The following is a 20625-nucleotide window of genomic DNA, read 5'->3' as shown; positions in this document are numbered from 1 at the left end:
GCTGCCCGGCGGGACCCGGACGAGCGCCCGGTCCCACTGCTCCCCCGGCGGCGGGTCGCCGGGTCTGCGCGGGCCGCCGGGCCGGACCACGGGCAGCGGCACCGGGCCGAGGATCTCCGCGTCCGCCGGGAGCGCGGCGCCCGCGAGGAAGCCTTCGACGGCCTCCGGCAGGCCCGACACGGACGCCATCCGGGAGACCGGCGGGAAACCCAGCTCGGCCCGCTCGGCCAGCTCCCGCTGGGCGTGCCCGACCGGGTCCCAGCGGACGAGGGCCTGGACCGGCCGCAGGGTCGGCTCGGCGACCACGACGACCGTGCCGCCCTCGGCCTGTCCCCGTACCAGGGAGGCGGCGTCGATCCAGCGGCGCAGTGCCTCCTCGCCCGCCCGCAGATCGGGGCGGCCCAGCATGGCCCAGCCGTCGAGGAGCAGCGCCGCCGCGTAGCCGCCCTCGGCGACGGGTTCGGCGCCGGGTGTGGAGACGACGAGGGCGGGGCGGCCCGGCACCCGGTCCAGGATGTGATCGCGGCCCGAGGTGCGGACCGGCACGGCGGGAAACGCCCGGCCCAGCTCCTCGGCCGTCCGCCGGGCGCCGACCACCTGGGCCCGCAGCCGGGTGGAGCCGCACTCCACGCAGTGCCAGTCGGAGGCGCCGCGCCCGCACCAGCCGCAGCGCAGCTCCTGCTGCTCGGGGGCTTCCAGGGGTCCGGCGCAGTGGCGGCAGCGGGCGGGGGTCCGGCAGCGCTCGCAGGCAAGCCGGGGGACGTATCCCCGGCGCGGGACCTGGACGAGCACGGGTCCGGTCTTGAGCCCCTCCCGTACGGTCCGCCAGGCGAGGGAGGGGAGCCGGGCGGCACGGGCGGCCTCGTCGCGGGCGAGTTCCCCGTCGCCGACGGTACGGATCAGGGGGGCGGCCTCGCGGACCTGCTCGCGTCCGGCGACCAGCGCCCCGGCCCAGCCGGACTCGACGAGCTGGGCGGCCTCGACGGTGCAGCCGGTACTGCCGAGGAGGAAGGCGCAGCGGTCGTGGGCGGCGCGAAGCAGCAGGACCTCGCGCGCGTGGGGCTGGGGGGCGTGCGGCTCGCTGTGGCTGCCGTCGCCGTCGTCCCAGAGGGCGACGAGCCCGAGGTCGCGGACGGGCGCGAACATGGCCGCCCGGGTGCCGACGACGGCCCGGACGGCGCCGCGCCGCACCGCGAGCCAGCGCGCGTACCGCTCCTCGGGGCCCGAGTCGGCGGTGAGCAGCACGTGCCGTCCGTCGCCGAGGGCGGCGGTGAGGGCGGCGTCGACCCGGCCCGCCGCCCGCCCGTCGGGGACGACGACGAGCGCGCCCCTGCCCGAGGCCAGGGTCGCGCGGACGGCGCAGGCGATCTCCTCGGCCCAGTGCGGCCCGGGGAGCGCGTTCCACACGGCGCGGGGTGCGCCGCCGTGCGCGAGGGAGTCGAGGAAGGCGGGTCCGCGCTCGTACCGGGTCCAGGTGCCCGGCTCGGGCGGGGCGGGCGGCGGCAGCGGGGACGGCGAGGGGCGGGACTCGGCGCGGGCGTTGCGCGGCGGGACGGCGAGCTGGAGTACGTCGGCGAGGCTGCCCGCGTACCGGTCGGCGACGGCGCGGGCGAGGCCGAGCAACTCGGGGCCGAGGACGGGCTCGGGCGAGACGACGTCGGCGAGGGCGGCGAGGGGGCCCGAGTAGTCGGAGGTGGCGCGGCGTTCGACGAGGAAGCCGTCGATGAGCCGGCCGCCTTCCCTGCGCCCGTTCTTGACCTGGTGGGCTCCCGCGCCGAAGCGGACCCGGACCCGGACGCCGGGGCGGGCGGTCTCGTCGAGTTCCTCGGGGACCGCGTAGTCGAAGAACTGGTCGAGATGGAGGGCGCCCTTGTTGACCACGACCCGGGCCACCGGCAGTTCCTTGGCCAGCGCGGCTCCGCGCCAGGTGCGGGGCTTGGCCCTGGGCACCTTCGCCTTCCGTACGGTCTCCCGGATGAGCGCGAGCTGCTCGGGCTCGTCGGACTTCTCGTTCTCGCTGCTCACAGCCTCATACCTACCAGACGGCACCGACAGCCGGACATGCCGGAGCCCGGCCGTCCCCGAGGGGGCGGCCGGGCTCCGTGCGCGCTGGGCGGGGCCTTACAGGCCCGCGGCCTTCTTCAGGGCGTCCACGCGGTCGGTGCGCTCCCAGGTGAAGTCCGGCAGCTCACGGCCGAAGTGGCCGTAGGCGGCGGTCTGGGAGTAGATCGGGCGGAGCAGGTCGAGGTCGCGGATGATCGCGGCCGGGCGCAGGTCGAAGACCTCGCCGATGGCGTGCTCGATCTTCTCGGTCTCGACGGTGTGGGTGCCGAAGGTCTCGACGAAGAGACCGACGGGCTCGGCCTTGCCGATCGCGTAGGCGACCTGGACCTCGCAGCGCGAGGCCAGGCCCGCGGCGACGACGTTCTTGGCGACCCAGCGCATGGCGTAGGCGGCCGAGCGGTCGACCTTGGACGGGTCCTTGCCGGAGAAGGCGCCGCCACCGTGGCGGGCCATGCCGCCGTAGGTGTCGATGATGATCTTGCGGCCGGTCAGACCGGCGTCGCCCATCGGGCCGCCGATCTCGAAGCGGCCGGTCGGGTTCACCAGGAGGCGGTAGCCGTCGGTGTCGAGCTTGATGCCGTCCTCGACGAGCTGCTTGAGCACGTGCTCCACGACGAACTCGCGGATGTCGGGCGCGAGCAGCGACTCCAGGTCGATGTCGGAGGCGTGCTGCGAGGAGACGACGACCGTGTCGAGGCGGACGGCCTTGTCGCCGTCGTACTCGATGGTGACCTGGGTCTTGCCGTCGGGGCGCAGATACGGGATCGTCCCGTTCTTGCGGACCTCGGTGAGGCGGCGGGAGAGGCGGTGCGCGATGTGGATCGGCAGCGGCATCAGCTCGGGGGTCTCGTCCGAGGCGTAGCCGAACATCAGGCCCTGGTCGCCGGCGCCCTGCTTGTCGAGTTCGTCCTCATCGCCCTCGACCCGCTTCTCGTACGCGGTGTCCACGCCCTGGGCGATGTCCGGGGACTGCGATCCGATGGACACCGAGACACCGCAGGAGGCGCCGTCGAAGCCCTTCTTGGAGGAGTCGTAGCCGATCTCCAGGATCTTGTTCCGGACGAGGGTCGGGATGTCCGCCCACGCCTTGGTGGTCACCTCACCGGCGACGTGCACCAGGCCGGTGGTGATCAGCGTCTCGACGGCGACGCGCGAGGTGGGGTCCTCTCGCAGCAGTGCGTCGAGGATGGTGTCGCTGATCTGGTCAGCGATCTTGTCGGGGTGTCCCTCGGTGACGGATTCCGAGGTGAACAGACGACGGGACACAACGCTCCCTGGGGTTGCAGCGGCTGCTGGCTATTCGTTGAGCGGACCGGCAGGGGGCTGCGCCCCAAGACGTTCCGCGGACAGTCTATCGGTCGTGGTCGCGCATTGGACCAGGTGTCTCGCCTGGCGAATCCCCTGAGCGGGTGAATCCGGCCGCGAGACGCGGGCCGCGGAGCCCCGCTCGTGGCGGAGATCACGGCTGGCGGGGCCGTCCGCCGCGCCGGTGGGCGGCGGCGGACGGGGCGGGTCAGTCCGTGCCGCGCAGACGCGGCAGGACCAGGTCCCAGACGGTTTCGGCGAGTGCTTCCTTGGGGCCGTACGGAACGGGGGTCTCGGTGCCGTCCGAGGCGATGACCATGGCCTCGTTCTCCTCGGAGCCGAAGGTCTTGCGCTCGCCCACCTCGTTCACGACGAGGAGGTCACAGCCCTTGCGGCGGAGTTTCTCGCGCCCGTTGGCGAGGACGTCGTCGGTCTCGGCGGCGAAGCCGACGACCACCTGTCCCGGCAGGGCGCGGGCGGCGGACAGCTCGGCGAGGATGTCGGGATTCCGGACCAGCTCCACGGTGGGCGCTCCCCCGTCGTCCTTCTTCTTGATCTTGCCGGTGGCGTAGACGGCGGGGCGGAAGTCGGCGACGGCCGCGGCCATGACGACCGCGTCGGCGTCGGCCACCGCCTTGAGGACGGCCTCGCGCAGCTGGAGGGCGGTGCCGACGTGGACGACGTCGACGCCCGCCGGGTCGGGGATGCCGGTGTTGGCCTCGACGAGGGTGACCCTGGCGCCCCGGGCGGCGGCGGCTCGCGCGAGGGCGTAGCCCTGCTTGCCCGAGGAGCGGTTGCCCAGGTAGCGGACGGGGTCGAGGGGCTCGCGGGTGCCGCCCGCGCTGACCACGACATGGCGTCCGGCGAGATCGGGGGCGACGGCGCCGCGGGCGAGGACCCGTCGGCAGACCTCGAAGATCTCCGCCGGGTCGGGCAGCCGGCCCTTGCCGGTGTCGACGCCGGTGAGGCGGCCGACGGCCGGTTCGACGACGAGGGCTCCGCGACGGCGCAGGGTGGCCACGTTCTCCTGGGTGGCCGGGTGCTCCCACATCTCGGTGTGCATAGCGGGGGCGAAGACGACGGGGCAGCGTGCGGTGAGCAGGGTGTTGGTCAGGAGGTCGTCCGCGAGGCCGTGGGCGGCCTTGGCGAGCATGTCGGCGGTGGCGGGGGCGACGACGACGAGGTCGGCGCCCTGTCCGATCCGCACGTGCGGCACCTCGTGGACGCTGTCCCAGACCTCGGTGGAGACGGGGTGGCCGGAGAGCGCGGACCAGGTGGCCGCGCCGACGAAGTGGAGGGCCGAGTCGGTGGGGACGACGCGGACGTCGTGGCCCGACTCGGTGAGGCGGCGGAGCAGCTCGCACGCCTTGTAGGCGGCGATGCCGCCGCTGACCCCCAGAACGACCTTCGGCTTGGCCACTTGTGTCACTCCCCGCGCTCGGACGCGCACTCGGACGCGTTACGACTCCATCAGACACCACAGGCCCGGCGGATGTTCCGCCGGGCCTGTGGTGACAAGCGTTACACGCGATACGTGCTTACTGGGCCGGGCCCTCGATGGCCTCGGACGTCAGCAGACCCGCGTTGATCTCGCGCAGCGCGATCGAGAGCGGCTTCTCGTGGACGTGGGTGTCGACGAGCGGACCCACGTACTCCAGCAGGCCCTCGCCGAGCTGGGAGTAGTACGCGTTGATCTGACGCGCGCGCTTGGCCGCGTAGATCACGAGGCTGTACTTCGAGTCCGTGGCCTCGAGCAGCTCGTCGATCGGCGGGTTGATGATGCCCTCGGGCGCGGTGATGGAAGAGGACACGCTCTACCTTCCGAAGATGGAAAAATCAGACAGTCGCTGTGACGGTACAGGGGATCATTCCCCGGAAGACAGCAGCAGCAACGTTAGCAGCTCGCGTGCGACGTCCTCGACGGAGGTGTTGACGAGCGTGGTGTCGAACTCCGACTCGGCGGCCAGCTCGACCTTGGCCGCGGCCAGGCGGCGCTCGATGACCTCGGCGGACTCGGTGCCCCGGCCGGTGAGCCGGCGGACCAGCTCGTCCCAGCTCGGCGGCGCCAGGAAGACCAGGCGGGACTCGGGCATCGAGTCCTTGACCTGACGGGCGCCCTGGAGGTCGATCTCCAGGAGCACGGGCTTCCCGGCGTCCAGGCGCTCCAGGACCGCGCCGCGCGGGGTGCCGTACCGGTTGCCCGCGAACTCGGCCCATTCGAGGAGCTCGCCGTTGGCGATCAGCTTGTCGAACTCGTCGTCCGTCACGAAGAAGTAGTGGACGCCGTGCTGCTCGCCGGGGCGCGGCTTCCGTGTCGTCGCGGAGACCGAGAGCCAGACCTCGGGGTGGACCTTGCGCATATGCGCGACGACCGTGCTCTTGCCGACCCCGGAGGGGCCGGAGAGCACGGTCAGCCGCGGACGTACCTCTGCTGCCATACAGCGATTATTCCAGCTTGACCGGGATGCCCGGGACGCGAGCCCCGGATCGGTAGCCGGACCGGTCACCCGGTCAGGCGCCGGTGCTGCCGAACTCGCGCTCCAGGGAGGCGATCTGGTTGGAACCGAGACCGCGGACCCGACGGCTCTCGGAGATGCCGAGGCGCTCCATGATCTGCTTGGCGCGGACCTTGCCCACGCCGGGAAGCGACTCGAGCAGCGCGGAGACCTTCATCTTGCCGATGACGTCGTTCTCCTGGCCACTCTTGATGACCTCGTGGAGGGAGGCACCGGAGTGCTTGAGTCGATTCTTGATCTCGGCCCGCTCCCGGCGAGCCGCGGCGGCCTTCTCGAGCGCGGCTGCGCGCTGTTCAGGGGTAAGGGGCGGAAGAGCCACGCCTGCGTCACCTCGGATGTCGATCTGTCGGATACGGACCGGTGAGGAACCTAGTCGCCCCACACCAGTGGAGCAACGATCAACGCAGTGGCCGTTGAACGCCTGCTCTGCCCCGGAGACTAGCGGCCGAGGCCGCTCCAGTCAGCGAGAACAGAGGAAAAGTCCTGGTCAGCATCGACTGACTAGGACTTTTCCGACAAAACGACCTGGTTTTGAGCCAAGTTTTCGTCAAGGAGCGGTACGCGCAGGTGGGACGGCCCGCCGGAACCGTCCCACCTGCGGATTGGCCGCGTGCCCCGCTATCCGCCGACGGCCGCGCGGATCTCGTCCGCGTACCGGTCGGCCGCACCCCTCAGCGCGGCCGTGTCCGGGCCGTGCCGCAGGACGCCCCGGCTGACGCTCGGGACGACATTGCGCACCGCCGCGCCGAAGACCGCGGGGAGGTCCGCCGGGGTCGCGCCCTGGGCCCCGATGCCGGGGGCGAGGAGGGGACCGTTGACGTCCAGGTCGAACGAGGACAGGTCGCCGAGGGTGGCCCCCACCACGGCGCCGAAGGAGCCCATCGGGGCCTCCCCCGCGTTCTCCTCGGCGAGGTGGCCCAGCATGACCGCGCCGATGGTCCGCCCGGCCGGGTCGTCGGCGCGCACCGCGCGCTGCACCTCGGCCCCCTCCGGGTTGGAGGTCAGGGCGAGCACGAAGAGCCCGGCGCCCGAGGCGCGGGCCAGCTCCACGGCCGGTTTCAGGGAGCCGTAGCCGAGGTACGGGGAGACGGTGAGCGCGTCGGAGAAGAGCGGGGAGTCCGGGCGCAGGAAGGTCTCCGCGTACGCGGCCATGGTGGAGCCGATGTCGCCGCGCTTGGCGTCCATGACGACCAGACCGCCCGCGGCGCGCAGCTCGGCGACGGCGCGCTCCAGGACGGCGATGCCGCGCGAGCCGAAGCGCTCGAAGAAGGCCGACTGGGGCTTGAAGACGGCGACGGTCCCGGCGAGCGCCTCGACGACCGTGAAGGTGAACCGTTCGAGGCCCGCGATGTCGTCGCCCAGACCCCAGGAGTCGAGCAGGGCGGCGTGCGGGTCGATGCCGACGCAGAGCGGCCCGCGCTCGTCCATGGCGGCGCGCAGCCGGGCGCCGAAGGGCACCGGCGGGGAGCTGGGGGCGGGCGTCGGGAGGGAGGTCACTGGGCGGCCTTTCGGTTGTCGGCGCCGACGGCCTCGGCGAGGGTGGCGTACGGGGAGGCGGCGAGGCGGGCGGCGAGGCCCTGGTGGATCGCGCGGGCGTAGAAGGGGCCCTCGTAGATGAAGGCGCTGTAGCCCTGGATCAGGGTGGCTCCGGCGAGGATGCGCTGCCAGGCGTCCTCGGCGTTCTCGATGCCGCCGACGCCAACCAGGACCAGGCGGTCGCCCACGCGCGCGTGCAGCCGCCTGAGGACGGCGAGGGAGCGCTCCTTGACGGGCGCGCCGGAGAGTCCGCCGGTCTCCGCGATCAGCTCGGGGTCGGACTTCAGGCCGAGGCCCTCGCGGGCGATGGTGGTGTTGGTGGCGATGATGCCGTCGAGGCCGAGTTCCAGGGCGAGGTCGGCGACGGCGTCGACGTCCTCGTCGGCGAGGTCGGGGGCGATCTTGACGAGCAGCGGGACCCGGCGGTCGGTGACCGTGCGGTCGGCGGCCTCGCGCACGGCGGTCAGGAGGGGGCGCAGCGACTCGGTGGCCTGGAGGTTGCGCAGGCCGGGGGTGTTGGGCGAGGAGACGTTGACGACCAGGTAGTCGGCGTGGGCGGCGAGGCGCTCGGTGGACTTCACGTAGTCGGCGGCGGCCTCGGCCTCGGGGACGACCTTGGTCTTGCCGATGTTGACGCCGACGACGGTCCTGAAGACCGGTACGCGCGCGTGGAGGCGGGCGGCGACGGCGGCGGAGCCCTCGTTGTTGAAGCCCATGCGGTTGATCAGGGCGCGGTCCGGGACGAGCCGGAAGAGGCGCTTCCTGGGGTTGCCGGGCTGGGGCTCGCCGGTGACGGTGCCGATCTCGACGTGGTCGAAGCCGAGCATCGACATGCCGTCGATGGCGACGGCGTTCTTGTCGAATCCGGCGGCGAGGCCGAAGGGGCCGTGCATCCGCAGGCCGAGGGCCTCGGTGCGCAGTTCCCGGTGGCGGGGGGCGAGGACGGCGGCGACGAAGGTCCGCAGGACGGGGATCCGGGCGGCCAGGCGGATCCAGCGGAAGGCCAGGTGGTGGGCCTCCTCGGGGTCCATGCGCTTGAAGACGAGCTGGAAGAAGAACTTGTACATGCGGGAAGTCCAGGTGTGCTCATGAAGAGGGGGACACCGCGGTGTCGCCGGTGTCCCCCTCGTTCGTACGGGCTGCCAGGTCCTCTCGGATCCCGCCGGGCTCGCGACGCCCGGCGGGATCCGAGGACACGGCCTAGTCGCGGGCCGCGGTCAGGTGCTCCGCGTGCTCCTGGAGCGAGCGGACGCCCACGTCGCCCCGGCTGAGCGCGTCGATGCCCTGGACGGCCGCGGCGAGCGCCTGGACCGTGGTGAGGCAGGGGACGCTGCGGGCGACCGCGGCGGTACGGATCTCGTAGCCGTCGAGGCGGCCGCCGGTGCCGTACGGGGTGTTGACGATCAGGTCGACCTGGCCGTCGTGGATGAGCTGGACGATCGTCTTCTCGCCGTCGGGGCCCTCGCCCTCGCTGAGCTTGCGGACGACCGTGGCGTTGATGCCGTTGCGCTTGAGGACCTCGGCGGTGCCGGAGGTGGCGAGCAGCTCGAAGCCGTGGGCGACCAGCTCGCGGGCCGGGAAGATCATCGAGCGCTTGTCGCGGTTGGCGACCGAGATGAACGCGCGGCCCTTGGTGGGCAGCGGTCCGTAGGCGCCGGCCTGCGACTTGGCGTACGCCGTGCCGAAGACCGCGTCGATGCCCATGACCTCGCCGGTGGAGCGCATCTCCGGGCCGAGGACGGTGTCGACGCCGCGGCCGTGGACGTCGCGGAAGCGCGACCAGGGCATGACGGCCTCCTTGACGGAGATCGGCGCGTCGAGCGGCAGGGTGCCGCCGTCGCCGGTCTTCGGCAGCAGGCCCTCGGCGCGCAGCTCGGCGATGGTGGTGCCGAGCGAGATGCGGGCGGCGGCCTTGGCGAGGGGGACGGCGGTCGCCTTCGAGGTGAAGGGGACGGTCCGGGAGGCGCGCGGGTTGGCCTCCAGGACGTAGAGGATGTCGCCGGCCATCGCGAACTGGATGTTGATCAGACCGCGTACGCCGACGCCCTTGGCGATGGCCTCGGTGGAGGCGCGCAGGCGCTTGATGTCGTAGCCGCCGAGGGTGATCGGGGGCAGGGCGCAGGCCGAGTCGCCGGAGTGGATGCCGGCTTCCTCGATGTGCTCCATGACGCCGCCGAGGTAAAGCTCCTCGCCGTCGTAGAGGGCGTCGACGTCGATCTCGATGGCGTCGTCGAGGAAGCGGTCGACCAGGACCGGCCGGGTGGGGCTGATCTCGGTGGACTCGGCGATGTACGACTCCAGGCGGGCCTCGTCGTACACGATCTCCATGCCGCGGCCGCCGAGCACGTACGAGGGGCGTACGAGGACGGGGTAGCCGATCTCGTCGGCGATGGCCTTGGCTCCGGCGAAGGTGGTGGCGGTGCCGTGCTTGGGGGCGGGCAGTCCGGCCTCGGCGAGGACGCGGCCGAAGGCGCCGCGGTCCTCGGCGGCGTGGATGGCCTCCGGGGGGGTGCCGACGACCGGCACGCCGTTGTCCTTGAGCGCCTGGGAGAGGCCCAGCGGGGTCTGGCCGCCGAGCTGGACGACGACTCCGGCGACGGGTCCTGCCAGCGTCTCGGCGTGGACGATCTCCAGGACGTCCTCCAGGGTGAGCGGCTCGAAGTAGAGCCGGTCGGAGGTGTCGTAGTCGGTGGAGACGGTCTCCGGGTTGCAGTTGACCATCACGGTCTCGTAGCCGGCCTCGCTCAGGGCGAAGGAGGCGTGGACGCAGGAGTAGTCGAACTCGATGCCCTGGCCGATGCGGTTCGGGCCGGAGCCCAGGATGATGACGGCGGGCTTCTCGCGCGGGGCGACCTCGGTCTCCTCGTCGTAGGACGAGTAGAAGTACGGGGTCTTGGCGGCGAACTCGGCGGCGCAGGTGTCGACCGTCTTGTAGACCGGGCGGACGCCGAGGGCGTGCCGGACCTCGCGGACGACGTCCTCGCGCAGGCCCCGGATCTCGGCGATCTGGGCGTCGGAGAAGCCGTGGCGCTTGGCCTCGGCGAGCAGCTCGGGGCCGAGCTTATCGGCGGCGGCCAGGTCGTCGGCGATCTCCTTGATCAGGAAGAGCTGGTCGACGAACCACGGGTCGATCTTCGTGGCGTCGAAGACCTCCTCGGGGGTGGCTCCGGCGCGGATGGCCTGCATGACGGTGTTGACGCGGCCGTCGGTGGGGCGCACCGACTCGCGCAGCAGCTCGTCCTTGTCGCCGGGCTCGCCGGTGAAGGCGAACTGGGAGCCCTTCTTCTCCAGGGAGCGCAGGGCCTTCTGGAGGGCTTCGGTGAAGTTGCGGCCGATCGCCATGGCCTCGCCGACCGACTTCATGGTCGTGGTCAGCGTGGAGTCGGCGGAGGGGAACTTCTCGAAGGCGAAGCGGGGTGCCTTGACGACGACGTAGTCGAGCGTGGGCTCGAAGGACGCCGGGGTCTTCTCCGTGATGTCGTTCGGGATCTCGTCCAGCGTGTAGCCGACGGCGAGACGGGCCGCGATCTTGGCGATCGGGAAGCCGGTCGCCTTGGAGGCGAGCGCCGAGGAGCGGGAGACGCGCGGGTTCATCTCGATGACGATGACGCGGCCGTCGTCGGGGTTGATCGCGAACTGGATGTTGCAGCCGCCGGTGTCGACGCCGACCTCGCGGATGATCGCGATGCCGATGTCGCGCAGGCGCTGGTACTCGCGGTCGGTGAGGGTCATCGCCGGGGCGACGGTGATGGAGTCGCCGGTGTGGACGCCCATCGGGTCGAAGTTCTCGATGGAGCAGACGACCACGACGTTGTCGTTCTTGTCGCGCATCAGCTCCAGCTCGTACTCCTTCCAGCCGAGGATGGACTCTTCGAGGAGGACCTCGGTGGTGGGCGAGAGCGTGAGGCCCTGGCCGGCGATGCGGCGCAGCTCTTCCTCGTCGTGGGCGAAGCCGGAGCCGGCGCCGCCCATGGTGAAGGAGGGGCGGACGACGACGGGGTAGCCGCCGAGGGTGTCGACGCCCTTGATGACGTCGTCCATGGAGTGGCAGATGACCGAGCGGGCGGACTCGCCGTAGCCGATCTTGGCCTTGACGGCTTCGACGACGCCCTTGAAGAGCTCGCGGTCCTCGCCCTTGTTGATGGCCTCGACGTTGGCGCCGATCAGCTCGACGCCGTACTTCTCCAGGACGCCCTGCTCGTGCATGGAGATCGCGGTGTTGAGCGCGGTCTGGCCGCCGAGGGTGGGCAGGAGGGCGTCGGGGCGCTCCTTGGCGATGATCTTCTCGACGAACTCGGGGGTGATCGGCTCGACGTAGGTGGCGTCGGCGATCTCCGGGTCGGTCATGATCGTGGCCGGGTTGGAGTTGACCAGGATGACCCGCAGGCCCTCGGCCTTGAGGATGCGGCAGGCCTGGGTTCCGGAGTAGTCGAACTCGGCGGCCTGACCGATGACGATCGGGCCGGAGCCGATGACCAGGACGGACTGGATATCGGTGCGCTTAGGCACGCTCGCCCTCCATCAGGGTTACGAAGCGGTCGAAGAGGTACGCGGCGTCGTGCGGGCCGGCTGCCGCCTCGGGGTGGTACTGGACGGAGAAGGCCGGCTGGTCGAGCAGCTGGAGGCCTTCCACCACGTTGTCGTTGAGGCAGACGTGGGAGACCTCGGCCCGGCCGAAGGGGGTCTCGGAGATCTTGTCGAGGGGCGCGTCGACGGCGAAGCCGTGGTTGTGCGCGGTGACCTCGACCTTGCCGGTGGTGCGGTCCTGGACGGGCTGGTTGATGCCCCGGTGGCCGTACTTCAGCTTGTAGGTGCCGAAGCCGAGGGCCCGGCCGAGGATCTGGTTGCCGAAGCAGATGCCGAAGAGCGGCGTCCTGCGCTCCAGGACGGCGCGCATGACGGCGACGGGGCCGTCGGCGGTGGCCGGGTCGCCGGGGCCGTTGGAGAAGAACACGCCGTCGGGCTGGACGGCGTAGACGTCCTCGGCGGTGGCGGTGGCGGGCAGCACGTGGACCTCGATGCCGCGCTCGGCCATCCGGTGCGGGGTCATGCCCTTGATGCCGAGGTCGACGGCGGCGACGGTGAACTTCTTCTCGCCGATCGCGGGGACCACGTAGGTCTCCTTGGTGGCGACCTCGGCGGAGAGGTCGGCGCCCGCCATCTCGGGCTGGGCCTTGACCTTGGCGAGGAGGGCGGCCTCGTCGGCGAGGGCGTCGCCGGAGAAGATGCCGACGCGCATGGCGCCGCGCTCGCGCAGGTGGCGGGTGAGGGCGCGGGTGTCGATGCCGGAGATGCCGACGACGCCCTGGCGCTCCAGCTCCTCGTCCAGGGAGCGCCGGGCCCGCCAGTTGGAGGAGACGCGTGCGGGGTCGCGGACCACGTAGCCGGAGACCCAGATGCGGCCGGACTCGGGGTCCTCGTCGTTGACGCCGGTGTTGCCGACGTGCGGGGCCGTCATGACGACGACCTGGCGGTGGTACGACGGGTCGGTGAGGGTCTCCTGGTAGCCGGTCATGCCGGTGGAGAACACGGCCTCGCCGAAGGTCTCCCCCACGGCCCCGTAGGCACGGCCGCCGAAGGTGCGGCCGTCCTCCAGGACGAGTACGGCGGGAGTCTTGGCAGCTCCCCTGGTGGAGGTCGTCATCGTGCGATGCCTTCCGTCGTTCTGATCATGGAATTGATGGCTTCGACCCAGGCGGTGTGCTCGGCCGCCCGGTCGGAGCGGAAACCGGAGTCGAGCGTCTTGTCGCCGTGCGTCCAGGTGACGATCAGCAGGCCGCCCTCGGTGAGGACCTTGCCCGCGATGCCCTTGTCGAGGCGGGCCTCGCGCAGGGCGTCGGCCGGGATGAAGAAGTCGGTGGCGCCGGGGCGCTCGACGGTGATCCCGGCGTCGGTGAGGGTCAGCTCGGCGCGGCTGCGGGTGCCGAGGCCGTGGGCGACGATCCGGTCGAGCCACTGCCCGGCGGTCGTGGAGCCGTGGTAGCGGCCGCTGAGGGTCAGTACCGTCTCGCCGGGTCGCTCCGGCGCGGTGGGCAGCTCGGGCAGGTCCGACTGGAGGCTGCCGCGCCACTTCCAGCCCTGGCGCATGAGCCAGTAGACGAAGGCGACGAAGAGGAGCAGTCCGGCGACCCAGCCGAGCCGTCCGGCCCAGTCGGTCACCTCCGCCGACTTCTGCCCGGCTGCCTCTGCGGCGATTGAGATGAGTGTCACGCCAGATTCCCGTCCACGACCGTTGCCCGGCCCCGCAGGAAGGTGTGGGTGACGCGTCCCGGCAGCTCACGGCCCTCGTAGGGAGTGTTGCGGCTGCGGGAGGCGAAGCCCGCGGGGTCCACCACACCACGGTAATCCGGATCGACCAGCGTCAGGTTCGCGGGCTCGCCCGCCGCGATCGGCCGGCCGTGGCCGGAGGCCTGTCCGATGCGGGCGGGGGCGTGGGACATGCGGTCGGCGACACCGGTCCAGTCGAGGAGTCCGGTCTCGACCATCGTCTGCTGGACGACGGAGAGCGCGGTCTCCAGGCCCACCATGCCCATGGCGGCGGCGGCCCACTCGCAGTCCTTGTCCTCGTGCGGGTGCGGGGCGTGGTCGGTGGCGACGATGTCGATCGTGCCGTCGGCCAGCGCCTCGCGGAGCGCGAGGACGTCCTTCTCGGTGCGCAGCGGCGGGTTGACCTTGTAGACGGGGTTGTACGAGCGGACCAGCTCGTCGGTGAGGAGGAGGTGGTGGGGGGTGACCTCGGCGGTCACGTCGATGCCCCGGGACTTGGCCCAGCGGACGATCTCGACGGAGCCCGCGGTGGAGAGGTGGCAGATGTGGACGCGGGAGCCGACGTGCTCGGCGAGGAGGACGTCGCGGGCGATGATCGACTCCTCGGCGACGGCGGGCCAGCCGCCGAGTCCGAGTTCGGCGGAGACGATGCCCTCGTTCATCTGGGCGCCCTCGGTGAGGCGGGGCTCCTGGGCGTGCTGGGCGACGACGCCGCCGAAGGCCTTCACGTACTCCAGGGCGCGGCGCATGATGACGGCGTCGTCGACGCACTTGCCGTCGTCGGAGAAGACGGTGACACCGGCGGCGGAGTCGTGCATGGCGCCGAGTTCGGCGAGCTTCTTCCCCTCGAGGCCGACGGTGACGGCGCCGATGGGCTGGACGTCGCAGTAGCCGGATTCCTTGCCGAGCCGGTAGACCTGCTCGACGACGCCTGCGGTGTCGGCGACCGGGTGGGTGTTGGCCATGGCGAAGACGGCGGTGTAGCCGCCGGAGGCGGCGGCGCGGGTGCCGGTGAGGACGGTCTCGGAGTCCTCGCGGCCGGGCTCGCGCAGATGGGTGTGGAGGTCGACGAGACCGGGCAGCAGGATCCGGCCCTCTGCCTCGACGACGGTGGCACCTTCGGCGGAGAGTCCGGTGCCGACCTCGGCGATGGTCTCGCCGTCGATCAGGACGTCCTGGACCTCGCCGCCGAGCGGCTTCGCACCTCGGATAAGGGTCTTGCTCATGGTTACTTGTTCTCCTCGGTGCGGGTGTGGGTGACGGCGGAGTCGTTGCCGCCCAGAAGCAGGTAGAGCACCGCCATCCGGATGGAGACGCCGTTGGCGACCTGCTCGACGACCGTGCAGCGGTCGGAGTCGGCGACCTCGGCGGTGATCTCCATGCCGCGGACCATGGGGCCGGGGTGCATGACGATGGCGTGCTCGGGCATCTTCGCCATCCGTTCGCCGTCGAGTCCGTACCGGCGCGAGTACTCGCGCTCGGTCGGGAAGAAGGCGGCGTTCATGCGTTCGCGCTGCACACGCAGCATCATGACGGCGTCGGACTTCGGCAGCACCCGGTCGAGGTCGTAGGAGACCTCGCAGGGCCAGGTCTCGACGCCGACGGGGACCAGGGTGGGCGGGGCCACCAGGGTGACCTCGGCGCCGAGGGTGTGCAGCAGGTCGACGTTGGAGCGGGCGACCCGGCTGTGCAGGACGTCGCCGACGAGCGTGATCCGCTTGCCCTGGAGGTCGCGGCCGAGTCCGGTGTCGCGGCCGACCAGGCGGCGGCGCATGGTGAAGGCGTCGAGGAGTGCCTGGGTGGGGTGCTGGTGGGTGCCGTCTCCGGCGTTGACCACGGGGGCGTCGATCCAGCCGGAGGTGGCGAGGCGGTACGGGGCTCCGGAGGCGCCGTGCCGGATGACGACGGCGTCGACGCCCATCGCCTCCAGGGTCTGGGCGGTGTCCTTGAGGGACTCGCCCTTGGAGACGCTGGAGCCCTTGGCGGCGAAGTTGATGACGTCGGCGGAGAGGCGCTTCTCGGCCGCCTCGAAGGAGATCCGGGTGCGGGTGGAGTCCTCGAAGAAGAGGTTGCAGATGGTCCGGCCGCGCAGCGTGGGCAGCTTCTTGATGGGCCGGTCGCCCACCCGGGCCATCTCCTCGGCGGTGTCGAGGATCAGTACGGCGTCGTCGCGGGTGAGATCGGCGGCCGAGATGAGGTGACGCATCATCGGGGTGTCGCTCCGTGGTGGGAGGTGTGAGGGCATGCCGGGGCGCGGGGTGGTGCCCCGGCCCCGTACGGGGAAGGCCGGTCGGGCTAGGCGTCGGGCCTGGTGCCGAGCAGGACGGTGTCGCGGCCGTCTTCCTCGGCGAGCTGGACCTTGACCGTCTCCCGCAACGACGTGGGGAGGTTCTTTCCGACGTAGTCGGCGCGGATCGGCAGCTCGCGGTGGCCCCGGTCGACGAGGACGGCGAGCTGGACGGCGCGGGGGCGGCCGATGTCGCCGAGGGCGTCGAGGGCGGCGCGGATGGTGCGGCCGGAGAAGAGGACGTCGTCGACGAGGACGACGAGGCGGCCGTCGACGCCGTCGCCGGGGATCTCGGTGCGGCCGATGGCGCGGGCCGGCTTCAGTCGCAGGTCGTCCCGGTACATGGTGATGTCGAGGGAGCCGACGGGGATCTTCGTGCCGGTGATGGATTCGAGCTTCTCGGCGAGCCGACGGGCGAGGAAGACGCCCCGGGTGGGAATGCCGAGCAGGACCACGTCGTCGGCGCCCTTGGCGCGCTCGACGATCTCGTGTGCGATGCGGGTCAGGACCCGCGCGATGTCGGGGGCCTCTAGAACGGGCCGGGCTTCATCGCCGTACTGCTGGGTGTCCATGGAAAACGGACCTCCTTCTCCGCCTCACGGGACGGTTCTTAAAGGACGTCGGAATGTGCGGGGCCAACGATACCAGGGGGGTTTCACGGGCCTTTGTCGCCCCTTCGCCACCCCTTTGCCGCCCTCTTGTCGCCCTTCTCGTCGTCCTCTTCCGCGCCCGGTATGGACCTTTCGGCTTGACGGGAAAGAGTAACGCTGCGTAACCTCACAGTGAGTTACCAGCCGCGCGGCGCAGCCGCATGTCGTCACAGCGTCCGGGAGCGTTATGTCCAGCGAATACGCAAAGCAGCTCGGGGCCAAACTCCGCGCCATCCGCACTCAGCAGGGGCTCTCGCTCCACGGGGTGGAGGAGAAGTCCCAGGGCCGCTGGAAGGCCGTGGTGGTCGGGTCGTACGAGCGCGGTGACCGTGCGGTGACCGTGCAGCGCCTCGCCGAGCTGGCCGATTTCTACGGGGTGCCGGTGCAGGAGCTGCTGCCGGGCACGACCCCGGGCGGGGCCGCCGAGCCGCCGCCGAAGCTGGTCCTCGACCTGGAGCGACTGGCCCACGTCCCGCAGGAGAAGGCGGGCCCGCTCCAGCGCTACGCGGCGACGATCCAGTCGCAGCGCGGGGACTACAACGGCAAGGTGCTGTCGATCCGCCAGGACGACCTGCGCACCCTGGCCGTGATCTACGACCAGTCCCCCTCGGTCCTGACCGAGCAGCTCATCAGCTGGGGCGTCCTCGACGCGGACGCGCGCCGCGCGGTCGCCCACGAGGAGAGCTGACCCCGCGGGGGGCCGAGCAGAAACGTACCGCCGGGCCCGTGGACGTCCTTCGACGTCCACGGGCCCTCGGCGTTCCCCGGCCACCGGCTCCGGGCCTCACGGCGGCTCCCGGAACGCCGAAGGGGCCCGCGGCACGAGATGTGCCGCGGGCCCCTTCGACTGCCGTTCGACTGCCGGCGTCGGCGGATCAGGCGTCCGCGTCCCGGCGCAGGCGCGGCTTCAGGTCCTTGAAGCGCGCCAGCAGACCGTTGACGAAGGTCGGGGACTCGTCCGTGGAGAACTCCCTGGCGAGCTGTACCGCCTCGTCGATCGCGACCGCGTCCGGCGTGCCGTCCTCCCAGATCAGCTCGTACGCGCCGAGGCGCACGATGTTCCGGTCGGCTACGGGCATCCGGTCGAGGTCCCAGTCCACCGCGTAGGTGGCGATCAGCTCGTCGATCCGCGCCACATGGGAGGCGTACCCCTCGACCAGCTGCATGGTGAAGTCGCTCACCGGCGGCTGGTGGTCGTCCGCTCGCGAGTGCCTGACCTGGTCCGCGAGGACCTCCTGGACGGAGGTGCTCCGCTGGTCGGCCTCGAAGAGGATTTGGAAGGCGCGCTTGCGGGCCTTGCTCCGGGCGGCCACGGTTAGCTGTTCACCCGGCCGAGGTAGTCGCTGGTGCGGGTGTCGACCTTGACCTTCTCACCGGTGGTGACGAAGAGCGGGACCTGGATCTCGTGGCCGGTCTCCAGCTCGGCGGGCTTGGTGCCGCCGGTGGAACGGTCGCCCTGGACGCCCGGGTCGGTGTGCTTGATCGTCAGCACGACGGCGGCGGGCAGCTCGACGTAGAGCACCGAGCCCTCGTGCTGCGCGACGGAGGCGGTGAAGCCCTCGATGAGGAAGTTGGCGGCGTCGCCGACGGACTTGCGGTCGACGTGCAGCTGGTCGTAGGTCTCCTCGTCCATGAAGACGAAGTAGTCGCCGTCCATGTAGGAGAACTGCATGTCACGGCGGTCGATGGTGGCCGTTTCGACCTTCACACCCGCGTTGAAGGTCTTGTCGACGACCTTGCCGGACAGCACGTTCTTGAGCTTGGTACGCACGAAGGCCGGGCCCTTGCCGGGCTTGACGTGCTGGAACTCGACGACGGACCAGAGCTGGCCGCCTTCGAGCTTGAGCACCATGCCGTTCTTGAGGTCGTTCGTGGAAGCCACGGTTGCGGAATCTCCTGGACTGACGTGGGACCGTGGAGGCGTACGCGCCTTACAGCGCGAGCAGCTCCTTGGTCGTGATGGTGAGTAGCTCGGGTCCGCCGTCCGCCTCCTGGCGCACGACGAGCGTGTCATCGATCCGGACCCCGCCCCGGCCCGGGAGGTGGACCCCCGGTTCGACGGTGACCGGCACGCAAGCGTCCAGTTTACCCATGGCCGAGGGTGAGAGCTGCGGGTCCTCGACGATTTCGAGTCCCACTCCATGCCCGGTGAGGGGGACGGAGGTCTCCGCGTACCCCGCCGCCTCCAGGATCTGACGGGCCGCCCGGTCCACGTCCCGGTACTCGGCGCCCGGCGTCAGGGACTCCCGACCGGCCCGCTGAGCGGCGAAGACGAGTTCGTACAGCTCGATCTGCCAGTCCCCCGGCGTCGTGCCGATGACGAAGGTGCGGCCGATCTCGCAGCGGTAGCCGCGGTAGTCGGCGCCCAGCCCGACACTGAGGAAATCGCCCTCCTCGACCCGGCGGTCGGTGGGCCGGTGCCCCCGGCGCCCGGAGTGCGGGCCGGTGGCGACCGAGGTGGGGAAGGCCGCCCCGTCGGCGCCGTGGTCGACGAGCCGCCGCTCCAGCTCCAGGGCGAGATGGCGCTCCGTACGGCCCACGAGGATCGACTCCAGGAGTTCGCCCAGCGCCTGGTCGGCGATCTCGGCGGCGATCCGCAGACAGGCGATCTCGTCCTCGTCCTTGACGATCCTCAGCTGCTCGACGGCGCAGGCGAGGTCGGCGAGGCGCAGTCCGGGCGCGACGGAGCCCATGGCCCGGTGCCTGGCCACGGTCAGGTCGTGCTCCTCCACGGCGAGGGCGTCGGCGCCCGCCCTGCGGGCCAGTCCGACGGCGGCGACCGCCGGGTCCCCTCCGGTGGTGGGCAGGACTTGTCTGCGGAGGTGCTCGTCGAGCCGTCCGTCGGCCGGGTCGGTGCCGGGGGCGACGGGGCAGAGCAGGACGTCCGTCTCGGGGTCGGGCCCGACGAGGAGGACGGCTCCCGGGGGCGAACCGCCCGCGAGATAACGCACGTTGGCGGGACGGGAGACCAGGGCCGCCGTGGTGCCGGCGGCCGCGCAGCGGTCGCGCAGCCGCACCCGGCGGTCCGCATACACCTCTGACATGTTCCGAGCGTACGAGCGGGGCGCGGCCCCGGCCTGTTCTGCGCGTCCGTCCGGGGGATCCGCCCGGTCACCAGGCGGGCGGGCTGGCGATCGCTCGGGCGAGGACGTCGTCGAGGACCCGGGCGGTGGTCTCGACGTCGTACGTGGAGTTGTCGATGATCGGCAGCCCGGAGCCGTACCAGCCGGCCATCCGGCCGTGGATGGCGGCGACCTCCTCGTCGGAGAGCCGCCGGTTGCCGCTGCGCTGGGCGTTGCGCTCCAGGACGACTTCCAGGCCCGGCAGGAGCACCACCGGCAGCAGACCGGGCCCGACGTGCCGCTTCCAGCCGCCGAGACCGACGACGGGGCGGTCGGGGAAGACGGCGTCGTCGACGATGCAGGAGATGCCGTTGGCGAGGAAGTTGCGCGCGGCGAAGCCGCAGGTCCGACGGGCGAGCCGGTACTGCGCCTCGGAGTGCTCGTTCCACCCGGACTGCGGGTCGGCGAAGCCCGAACAGACCCACTCGCGGACGTCGTCGAGACTGATGTGCGCGGTGGGCGTCCGCCGCCCGCGCGCCCAGTGCCGGGCGACGGTGGTCTTGCCCGCCCCTGCGGGCCCGATGAGCAGCACGGCGAGGACGGCGGTCCCGGTCCCCGCCGAGGGCTCCCCCACGCCGGCCGGGGGCACTCCGACGGGCGGCAGCGGCACCTGCCCGGTGGAATCCGCGCGGAGCGGCGTACCGGGGGGACGGGCCTGGCTTCCGAGGTGCCCCGGACCGCCGGGGGGACGCCCAGGACCGCCGGGGTGCGCCGGACCTCCCGGGTACGGGGAGCCGACGGGGCTCGGCCCCAGGGGCCGGGAGCCGAGGGGCGGGGAGCCGAGGGAGTACGGAGCGACGCCCGGGTGCGGCGGCGGACCGGGGTGCCGGACGGCCCCGGAGGGCGGCGGGGGCGACGCCGCCGGGTGGGGCGGGGGG

Annotated in this window: 19 protein-coding genes; 1 reads left to right on the top strand and 18 read right to left on the bottom strand. The window is 71.8% G+C overall.

The window, feature by feature from the left end:
- The 14 genes from BU197_RS13840 to pyrR all read right to left on the bottom strand — a co-directional run.
- Nucleotides 1-2025 (bottom strand): primosomal protein N' (locus BU197_RS13840; protein ID WP_188268557.1); only part of this gene is annotated, 2025 nt, incomplete at its 3' end.
- A gap of 96 nt (nucleotides 2026-2121) precedes the next feature.
- Entirely contained in the window at nucleotides 2122-3330 is a 1209-nt protein-coding gene (gene metK, locus BU197_RS13835) for a methionine adenosyltransferase (protein WP_188268556.1), read from the bottom strand.
- 247 nt (nucleotides 3331-3577) lie between these two features.
- Nucleotides 3578-4789 carry a bifunctional phosphopantothenoylcysteine decarboxylase/phosphopantothenate--cysteine ligase CoaBC gene (gene coaBC, locus BU197_RS13830; protein WP_188268555.1) on the bottom strand — a complete coding sequence of 404 codons (1212 nt, stop codon included), beginning with the start codon at nucleotides 4787-4789 and terminating at the stop codon, nucleotides 3578-3580.
- Between the two features lie 118 nt (nucleotides 4790-4907).
- On the bottom strand, nucleotides 4908-5180 hold the full coding sequence (gene rpoZ / locus BU197_RS13825; protein WP_005319902.1) for a DNA-directed RNA polymerase subunit omega: 273 nt from the start codon (nucleotides 5178-5180) through the stop codon (nucleotides 4908-4910).
- A gap of 54 nt (nucleotides 5181-5234) precedes the next feature.
- A complete protein-coding gene (gmk, locus tag BU197_RS13820) occupies nucleotides 5235-5807 on the bottom strand; it encodes a guanylate kinase (protein ID WP_188268554.1) in 573 nt (190 codons plus the stop codon).
- Between the two features lie 73 nt (nucleotides 5808-5880).
- Nucleotides 5881-6204: an integration host factor gene (locus BU197_RS13815; RefSeq protein WP_188268553.1), complete on the bottom strand. Its 324-nt coding sequence runs from the start codon at nucleotides 6202-6204 to the stop codon at nucleotides 5881-5883.
- Between the two features lie 299 nt (nucleotides 6205-6503).
- The gene (gene pyrF, locus BU197_RS13810) at nucleotides 6504-7382 is read right to left on the bottom strand and encodes an orotidine-5'-phosphate decarboxylase (RefSeq protein ID WP_317452298.1); all 879 of its coding nucleotides are present in this window, start codon (nucleotides 7380-7382) and stop codon (nucleotides 6504-6506) included.
- Entirely contained in the window at nucleotides 7379-8488 is a 1110-nt protein-coding gene (locus BU197_RS13805) for a quinone-dependent dihydroorotate dehydrogenase (RefSeq protein WP_188268552.1), read from the bottom strand. The genes pyrF and BU197_RS13805 overlap by 4 nt, the downstream gene beginning before the upstream one ends.
- Before the next feature lie 133 nt (nucleotides 8489-8621).
- Nucleotides 8622-11930 carry a carbamoyl-phosphate synthase large subunit gene (gene carB / locus BU197_RS13800; protein WP_188268551.1) on the bottom strand — a complete coding sequence of 1103 codons (3309 nt, stop codon included), beginning with the start codon at nucleotides 11928-11930 and terminating at the stop codon, nucleotides 8622-8624.
- Complete coding sequence (gene carA, locus BU197_RS13795; RefSeq protein WP_188268550.1) at nucleotides 11923-13065, bottom strand: glutamine-hydrolyzing carbamoyl-phosphate synthase small subunit; 1143 nt, start codon at nucleotides 13063-13065, stop codon at nucleotides 11923-11925. Before carA ends, carB begins: the two co-directional genes overlap by 8 nt.
- On the bottom strand, nucleotides 13062-13631 hold the full coding sequence (locus BU197_RS13790; RefSeq protein WP_188268549.1) for a hypothetical protein: 570 nt from the start codon (nucleotides 13629-13631) through the stop codon (nucleotides 13062-13064). The genes carA and BU197_RS13790 overlap by 4 nt, the downstream gene beginning before the upstream one ends.
- Nucleotides 13628-14914 (bottom strand): dihydroorotase, encoded by a 1287-nt coding sequence (locus BU197_RS13785; protein ID WP_188268548.1) that lies wholly within the window; start codon nucleotides 14912-14914, stop codon nucleotides 13628-13630. Before BU197_RS13785 ends, BU197_RS13790 begins: the two co-directional genes overlap by 4 nt.
- Before the next feature lie 2 nt (nucleotides 14915-14916).
- Nucleotides 14917-15897 carry an aspartate carbamoyltransferase catalytic subunit gene (locus BU197_RS13780; protein WP_188268547.1) on the bottom strand — a complete coding sequence of 327 codons (981 nt, stop codon included), beginning with the start codon at nucleotides 15895-15897 and terminating at the stop codon, nucleotides 14917-14919.
- A gap of 86 nt (nucleotides 15898-15983) precedes the next feature.
- Nucleotides 15984-16547 (bottom strand): bifunctional pyr operon transcriptional regulator/uracil phosphoribosyltransferase PyrR, encoded by a 564-nt coding sequence (pyrR, locus tag BU197_RS13775; protein WP_188268546.1) that lies wholly within the window; start codon nucleotides 16545-16547, stop codon nucleotides 15984-15986.
- Nucleotides 16548-16812: 265 nt separating this feature from the next.
- On the opposite strand from pyrR, the gene bldD reads away from it, so the two are divergent.
- Nucleotides 16813-17313 (top strand): transcriptional regulator BldD, encoded by a 501-nt coding sequence (bldD, locus tag BU197_RS13770; protein ID WP_005319862.1) that lies wholly within the window; start codon nucleotides 16813-16815, stop codon nucleotides 17311-17313.
- Between the two features lie 187 nt (nucleotides 17314-17500).
- Here the strand turns inward: bldD and nusB are convergent, their stop codons facing one another.
- The 4 genes from nusB to BU197_RS13750 form a co-directional block, all read right to left on the bottom strand.
- Nucleotides 17501-17938 (bottom strand): transcription antitermination factor NusB, encoded by a 438-nt coding sequence (gene nusB / locus BU197_RS13765; protein WP_188268545.1) that lies wholly within the window; start codon nucleotides 17936-17938, stop codon nucleotides 17501-17503.
- A 2-nt stretch (nucleotides 17939-17940) separates the two neighbouring features.
- Nucleotides 17941-18507, bottom strand: a complete 567-nt coding sequence (gene efp / locus BU197_RS13760; protein ID WP_188268544.1) for an elongation factor P — start codon at nucleotides 18505-18507, stop codon at nucleotides 17941-17943.
- A 49-nt stretch (nucleotides 18508-18556) separates the two neighbouring features.
- Nucleotides 18557-19669 carry an aminopeptidase P family protein gene (locus BU197_RS13755; protein WP_188268543.1) on the bottom strand — a complete coding sequence of 371 codons (1113 nt, stop codon included), beginning with the start codon at nucleotides 19667-19669 and terminating at the stop codon, nucleotides 18557-18559.
- 67 nt (nucleotides 19670-19736) lie between these two features.
- The coding region (locus tag BU197_RS13750; protein ID WP_223184078.1) for an AAA family ATPase at nucleotides 19737-20625 on the bottom strand (889 nt) is incomplete at its 5' end.

Origin of the sequence: Streptomyces sp. CBMA291 (assembly GCF_014596525.1) — a bacterium.
In the GTDB taxonomy this organism is placed as follows: domain Bacteria; phylum Actinomycetota; class Actinomycetes; order Streptomycetales; family Streptomycetaceae; genus Streptomyces.
Note: the sequence above shows the minus strand (reverse complement) of the source record. Positions and strands in the feature narration are given on the sequence as shown.

Excerpts from the sequence above, each read along its gene's own strand:
- BU197_RS13785 (WP_188268548.1), bottom strand. The coding sequence starts at position 14,914 with ATGAGCAAGACCCTTATCCGAGGTGCGAAGCCGCTCGGCGGCGAGGTC.
- BU197_RS13780 (WP_188268547.1), bottom strand. The coding sequence starts at position 15,897 with ATGATGCGTCACCTCATCTCGGCCGCCGATCTCACCCGCGACGACGCC.
- BU197_RS13805 (WP_188268552.1), bottom strand. The coding sequence starts at position 8,488 with ATGTACAAGTTCTTCTTCCAGCTCGTCTTCAAGCGCATGGACCCCGAG.
- pyrR (WP_188268546.1), bottom strand. The coding sequence starts at position 16,547 with ATGGACACCCAGCAGTACGGCGATGAAGCCCGGCCCGTTCTAGAGGCC.
- carA (WP_188268550.1), bottom strand. The coding sequence starts at position 13,065 with ATGACGACCTCCACCAGGGGAGCTGCCAAGACTCCCGCCGTACTCGTC.
- bldD (WP_005319862.1), top strand. The coding sequence starts at position 16,813 with ATGTCCAGCGAATACGCAAAGCAGCTCGGGGCCAAACTCCGCGCCATC.
- gmk (WP_188268554.1), bottom strand. The coding sequence starts at position 5,807 with ATGGCAGCAGAGGTACGTCCGCGGCTGACCGTGCTCTCCGGCCCCTCC.
- BU197_RS13755 (WP_188268543.1), bottom strand. The coding sequence starts at position 19,669 with ATGTCAGAGGTGTATGCGGACCGCCGGGTGCGGCTGCGCGACCGCTGC.